The following is a 1,263-nucleotide window of genomic DNA, read 5'->3' as shown; positions in this document are numbered from 1 at the left end:
ACGCAACGAGCGCGCAGGCGGCTACACCACCGTCGTCGAGCACATGCCGGCGGCGCACCGCGCTCATCTGGAATGGACGCCGCAGCGGCTGATTCATTGGGGACAGCAGATCGGCGCGGCAACCGGCGTGCTTGTTACCCGGCTGCTGCAGGAGCAACGCCATCCGGAACACGGCTATCGGGCGTGCCTCGGATTGCTCTCGCTCTCACGTCGCTATGGCCGCGAACGTCTCGAAGCCGCCTGTGCGCTAGCACTGGAGTTGGGCGTGCACCGTTACCGCCACGTGCGCGACATCCTGATCAACAACCGCGACCGCGCAGCAGTGGCAACGCCTGCCGACTGGATCAGCCCGAGCCACGCGCATGTACGCGGCCCCGGCTACTACCAATAAAGAAGACCCACCATGATGATGCAACAGACACTGACGCAACTGCGCACCCTGAAGCTGGACGGCTTCGCTGACGGCCTGGAAGAACAACTGACGCAGCCCGGTGCGGCCAGCCTGAGCTTCGAGGAACGCCTGTCACTGCTGGTCGACCGGGAAGCCAGCTGGCGTGATGATCGCCGTCGTACCCGACTGCTCAAGCAGGCGCGCCTCAAGTATCCGCAAGCCGCCATTGAAGATCTCGACACGCGCGCTGGCCGTGGCGTTGATCCGCGCTCACTCACTAGCCTCGCGCTCGGTGACTGGGTCGAAGCCGGTTACAGCCTGCTCATCAGCGGTCCAACCGGCGCTGGGAAATCGTGGCTCGCTTGCGCCCTGGCCCAATACGCTTGCCGGCGCGGGCATTCGGCCTTGTATCTGCGCGTGCCGCGACTTGGCGAGGAGCTTCGCGTTCTGCACGGCAATGGCGGCTTCACAAAATGGCTGCTGCAGGTCGCACGCGTTGACGTGCTCCTGCTGGACGATTGGGGAATGGCTCCCCTCGACGCGATGGTCCGAAACGATCTGCTCGAGATGATCGATGACCGCTCGGCGGGAAAGGCGACCATCATCACCAGCCAGTTACCGATTGAGCACTGGCATGGATGGATCGGCGACGAGACCATCGCCGACGCAATGCTCGACCGTCTCATGCAGCGTCATCACCGGATCACGCTCACCGGTGAATCCCTCAGAAAGGCATCCCCAAAACCCAGCGTCCTGGAGCCCGAACTCGACCAGAACTAACAAGAAAATCTACAATCAACACCGCGCAACGCCCAACCCCGCCGAATCGGTCACGTTCCCGAAATCGGCGGTCACGTTCGCCGAAATACGCA

At 63.1% G+C, this 1,263-nt stretch carries 1 protein-coding gene and 1 pseudogene; both read left to right on the top strand.

The features are described 5' to 3' along the window. A pseudogene (locus BG61_RS38460) lies at positions 1 to 391 on the top strand (IS21 family transposase); the annotation flags it as partial. A gap of 12 nt (positions 392 to 403) precedes the next feature. Continuing rightward, entirely contained in the window at positions 404 to 1,171 is a 768-nt protein-coding gene (istB, locus tag BG61_RS38455; RefSeq protein WP_035927402.1) for an IS21-like element helper ATPase IstB, read from the top strand. Positions 1,172 to 1,263 lie beyond the last annotated feature (92 nt).

This window comes from Caballeronia glathei (genome assembly GCF_000698595.1).
GTDB classification, from domain to species: Bacteria; Pseudomonadota; Gammaproteobacteria; order Burkholderiales; family Burkholderiaceae; genus Caballeronia; species Caballeronia glathei.
Note: the sequence above shows the minus strand (reverse complement) of the source record. Positions and strands in the feature narration are given on the sequence as shown.

Bases quoted from the DNA above. Each gene is read 5' to 3' on its own strand.
- istB (WP_035927402.1), top strand. From the start codon at position 404: ATGATGATGCAACAGACACTGACGCAACTGCGCACCCTGAAGCTGGAC.